The sequence below is a fragment of the uncultured Thiodictyon sp. genome (assembly GCF_903828115.1).
GTDB lineage: Bacteria > Pseudomonadota > Gammaproteobacteria > Chromatiales > Chromatiaceae > Thiodictyon.
Window position 1 is genome coordinate 1 of record NZ_CAIKKU010000650.1, and the last position, 4314, is coordinate 4314.

General features: G+C 61.1%; 6 protein-coding genes. All 6 read right to left on the reverse strand.

Annotated features, from left to right (window positions below):
- Window positions 1-590: hypothetical protein (locus tag QZY48_RS24585; RefSeq protein ID WP_295436022.1), on the reverse strand; the 590-nt coding region annotated here is incomplete at its 3' end.
- Window positions 580-2850, reverse strand: coding sequence for a hypothetical protein (locus QZY48_RS24590; protein ID WP_295436024.1), 2271 nt, complete (start codon window positions 2848-2850; stop codon window positions 580-582). The genes QZY48_RS24590 and QZY48_RS24585, both read right to left, overlap by 11 nt.
- 114 nt (window positions 2851-2964) lie before the next feature.
- Window positions 2965-3192 carry a DUF433 domain-containing protein gene (locus QZY48_RS24595; protein WP_295436025.1) on the reverse strand — a complete coding sequence of 76 codons (228 nt, stop codon included), beginning with the start codon at window positions 3190-3192 and terminating at the stop codon, window positions 2965-2967.
- Window positions 3193-3294: 102 nt separating this feature from the next.
- Window positions 3295-3498, reverse strand: coding sequence for an addiction module protein (locus tag QZY48_RS24600; RefSeq protein ID WP_295436027.1), 204 nt, complete (start codon window positions 3496-3498; stop codon window positions 3295-3297).
- Between the two features lies 1 nt (window position 3499).
- Window positions 3500-3931 (reverse strand): HNH endonuclease, encoded by a 432-nt coding sequence (locus tag QZY48_RS24605; protein WP_295436029.1) that lies wholly within the window; start codon window positions 3929-3931, stop codon window positions 3500-3502.
- Window positions 3931-4314 (reverse strand): hypothetical protein (locus QZY48_RS24610; RefSeq protein WP_295436031.1); only part of this gene is annotated, 384 nt, incomplete at its 5' end. The genes QZY48_RS24610 and QZY48_RS24605, both read right to left, overlap by 1 nt.

Consider the following 4314-nt stretch of genomic DNA (forward strand, 5'->3'; position numbering starts at 1 on the left):
TCGACCAGCACGGCGGCGTGGTCCAGGTCCGTTTCGCTTGGGCGGTCTGTGATCGCGATCGGCCACAAGCCAATCATCGGCAGGGCCGTGCCGACGACCTGTGCATCCTCGGCGGCCCGGCCCAGGTAGGCCAATGCGGACCAGGGCGCCAACGGGCGGCGGCGCTTCTGCCAGCCCGCCTTGAACAGGGCCTTCAGCGCGAAGCCCTTGCAACCGTGTGGCAGTCGCTGCCGGGCCAACTCGACCGCCAGATCGAACAATTCCGACTCGCCGATCTCGCGCGCGGCACTGTAGATGCCGTCCATGCCTGCCCCGGCACGCTGCGGGTCGATCAGCAACAGGGCAGCGTCGGCCTTGTCCTCGCGCCATTCGACGGCCTGGTCCGCGGTGATGCAGCGTGCCGCCGGGTCCGCCATATCCCTGACCGCTGCGACCTGCCAGCCGTTTAACGCGAATGCGGGATCAGCCGCGAGCGCCAAGACCAACTCAGCGGGCAGGCACCGAACAAAGGCCATGCTGCCCGACTCCGGTTGGCCGAGAATCCGCGTGAAGGTATCCTTCAGGATGGAACGGATCGCTTCAGTCAACATGGCTCGCGGCTCCTTGATAGCGAGGGCGTAATTGCTTCATCGACTCCGCATCATTGACCCCAATCAACAGTCCCAGGTCACGCAGCCGCCGTTCCAACCACGCCTTGTTCTTCAGCAGCAACTCACGCGGTATCAATTGGCCAGGCGGTTCTTGATCCACGAAGAGACCATAGCGATCACGCAGCAGGTCCAGGAAGTGGCGCAGCGTCAGGGTGCGCGACGACTCGTCGTCAACACCATCGCGCAGGTGGCGATGGACGAGGAAATCCAAGACTGCTGATGACAGCACGATGGAACGGACATCAAGGCTGCGTCTTCGGCCGTTGACGGTGCGGCTAATACGACGCCGGACAGCTAGCCCATTCGGCTTATCGGTCATTAGTGTACTTTCTAGCGCCCTAAGAAATTGATTCATTTGCAGTGTGCGCCCCATCAATTCGCACAACGACTCGGCCAAAGCCATCGGGTCGCCATGGCGCAAGCGTTCGGCGACCTCCGGCTGGTCATTTTCAAGCTCTGCGGCCAATCGGCGGGAATCCTCAAACAGATTATCGAAAATCGACTCGGAGCGCGGATGTCGTTCCTTGTAGATGTCGCCGAGCAATCGGATGTAGTCGCTGGCATCCGGTTCGGACGGCGGGAGCTTATCCGCGAGGCGCCGATCATTTCGGGCGCGATCATCGAGCACACGCAGAAGCATTAGCAGGATGGGAGCGCGCTCGAAGCGCCGCAAACATTCCGTCATTGATGCCTCGGATAGCTCGCGCAGCGTCGCGTCCTGTCCTTGAGAGGCATCCACAAACAACGGCAAAGGCGACTGATTTTCGACTCGCGGAACTTCGCCGGTAAGCTCCCATTCATCAAGGATCGCGACGGTTGATAGCAACAGGTTCAAGAGGCCGAGCCCGGTACCTGCTTCTACCATCCGGAGAAATGCCTGGCGCGGGATCTGTGAGCCGTAGACCGTAACGAAGACGCTCAGGTCATCCCGCAGTCCGTCGGCGGCGCGACGGGCCAGCGGCATACGATTAGCGATCTCTCCATCCGTTCCAATCGGGTGAGGAGCATTGCTGCAGGCCAAGGCGATTCGTACGGCTAACAACTCGTCGATACCGATGTTGTGCGCCTGGTCCTCAACAAAGGTATCCGATGCAAGGTCAGCGGCATGTTTGCCGCGGATCGCGCAGTGTCGGCTGAACAAAGCCAAGAGCCGACTCTCGTTCAGGTCGGCCACACCGACCGGAAATGGCCCAGGCTCGCCCTGCCGCAGCCAGGCTCCATCGACTTGGCGGGCCAGCAAGGCGGTCAGGAATTCCGGGACGCCACGCAGGCTGGCGACGTTCTCTGGAAGATCGACCCAACTCGCAAAGTAATGGGTCGGCAGGATACGCTGCACCTGCTCCTGCTGACCCTCAACATGTTTGCGGTTCTCCAGGCACCAGGACAACAATAGATCGCCCAGTACCGTGCGGCCGATATCGTCTTCGAATCCCTGGAGATCACCTTTGCGGTCGGTGGCGAGGACGGCCGCCACGTCGTTGACTGTCGGCGCCCGGACACTGCCGTTTGGCCCCCGACCAAAGACCTGCTCAAAGCGGCCTTTGCCGCGACGATGGCCGAAGCGGGCCATGTAAAGCATGGTCGGCAGCAAGGCGCCAACCTCAAAGGACTGTGGTGTGAACGGCAGCACCGGGTAATAGTTCGCGGTCCAGAGTGTCCTGGTACGGGCCTGACCGAGCACATCTTCGACGATCATTCGTGAGGGGCGCAGTGCCATCTTGTCAATTCCAACCCGTTGTCTGAGCGGCTCGGAATCCCTGAGTGGTACAGGTTCCGGGTCTTCGTTTTGCACATGGTCGATCAGCCGTGATTCCTGCCCCGCCATCCTCTGACGGACTGAATGACCTTTCGTCTTGCTCTGCTTACGCGAGGGATATGCGGCCAGCGCCGCATCGAGCTTGCCGGGAAGCGCGATGAACGGCCGATTCGTCGATGGCTCAGTGAGGCCGTTTCCGCATAAGCGCGCTGGTATCCAATGCAAGCGGTTGATGAATACCTCGCGCAGCGTGCCACCCACGGCCCGCTCCATTCGCGTCAACTCGTCGGGCCAGCCTCGCTGGGTCTTGAATTCTTCGACGATCTGATCGTAAGCCTGCTGCTTGTCGACGAAGCCGCCTTCGGATGCCTCCAGCATCTCAAGAATCCGGCGGGTGCCGAATTCTTTGAACTCTTTGACAACAGGCGCGTCCTCGTTAGCCATCGTGTAGTCCAATGGTGAAGTGAGCAAGTATGACAGTGATCGCTATAAGTCTTGCGACCAGCGCGTGCAAGAATCTTGCGATCAAGTGTGACAGGTTCTCGTCCAACAACGGCATCATGACGCCTGTACAATGACTGCGCCGTGTTCACAATCAGCCGCGAAGGCTAGACAAGCCAGGATGTCGGCCTTTTCCAACTCCGGAAAATCATCAATGATTTCGTCGGCGGTCATGCCGTCGGCAAGCCAGCCAAGGACATCGTAGACGGTGATGCGAAGGCCGCGGATGACAGGACGCCCGCCGCGCTTACCCGGCGCAATTGCGATTCTGTCGATGTAGTCCATTGTTTTCTCCCATAGCGGCTTGTTCTCGTTTTCAAGCTATTGCGCTGGCTTTCATCAGGTCCGCGAACGCTTCGCGCGAAACGCGAACGTCGTGGATGGCCATTACCGACGCGACGCCTTTAGCTCTGCCAGCGAAACGAATTCCGCGGAAGGATCGTGAAGCCGTCTGCACCGCTCGGCCAAGACACCTTGGTGCCAATCCGGCGATTCGATCTTGGCGTCGGCGATCATGAGTGAATCCCAGATGGCTTCCATGGCCTCAATCCGCTCGGCGACGTTCAGCTTGATGAATTCGGTGGCGTTCATGTCAATCACGCGGGTCCGGCGGATGCCAACCCGCGAGTACCCATAGGCGGCGGGCCGGCACGATGTAAGGGTTGTTGAGATTCAACGCCGCAACGGTTGCGCGTCCGGTCGGTGTCAGGCCGAGGATGTGGGTGGCCGCCGGGTCCCAGGCGAAATGCTCCGCCCAACGCTGACCCCGCGGGTTGAACAAGGGCTCCTTCTGTCCGGTATTGGGGTCCGGTGCTTCGACTTGGATGCCCTTGTAACTGTTGCACCAGGCACAGGACAGCCAGAGATTCGATTCCTGCGAACTGCCTCCCAAGGCGCGGGGGACGATGTGCTCGACGTGCATCTGCGCACCGCTGACGCGTTGGTCGGTCTGGCAGTATCCGCAGCGATAGCCTGCCGCAACGGCAATCCGCTCGCGCAATGCCTTGGCCAGCGCATCCGCCATTAGGCCGCAGCCGCGTGCGCGAGCAGCCGTTCGCCGCCGCGGATGCTGAGCAGCGCATAGGCGCGGGCCTTGCGCAGGGTCAGTTCGCCATAGCGCTCCCGCAACGCCGCAAGTTCCTCTTGCTCTTCGGCGGTCAGCGCACCGGCACGCAGCCCCAAATCCGCAAGGCGCAGCCGGTCGGGCTCCGACATGCTGGACTTGGCGATATCCATTAAGGCGCCATCGCTTAGCCAGGTCATCTCGATCAGTTTGGTCTGGAGCTTGGGCGGGCAGTCGTCCAATGGCGGCAGGGCCGCCTCCAGCAGCACGGCAAGCACCTGCTCCAAGGGGCGGTGCATGAGTCGTGCGGCCTGGCTTGCCTGTCGGACCAGGGACTCGGACAA

Bases quoted from the DNA above. Each gene is read 5' to 3' on its own strand.
- QZY48_RS24590 (WP_295436024.1), bottom strand. From the start codon at position 2,850: ATGGCTAACGAGGACGCGCCTGTTGTCAAAGAGTTCAAAGAATTCGGC.
- QZY48_RS24595 (WP_295436025.1), bottom strand. From the start codon at position 3,192: ATGGACTACATCGACAGAATCGCAATTGCGCCGGGTAAGCGCGGCGGG.
- QZY48_RS24600 (WP_295436027.1), bottom strand. From the start codon at position 3,498: ATGAACGCCACCGAATTCATCAAGCTGAACGTCGCCGAGCGGATTGAG.
- QZY48_RS24605 (WP_295436029.1), bottom strand. From the start codon at position 3,931: ATGGCGGATGCGCTGGCCAAGGCATTGCGCGAGCGGATTGCCGTTGCG.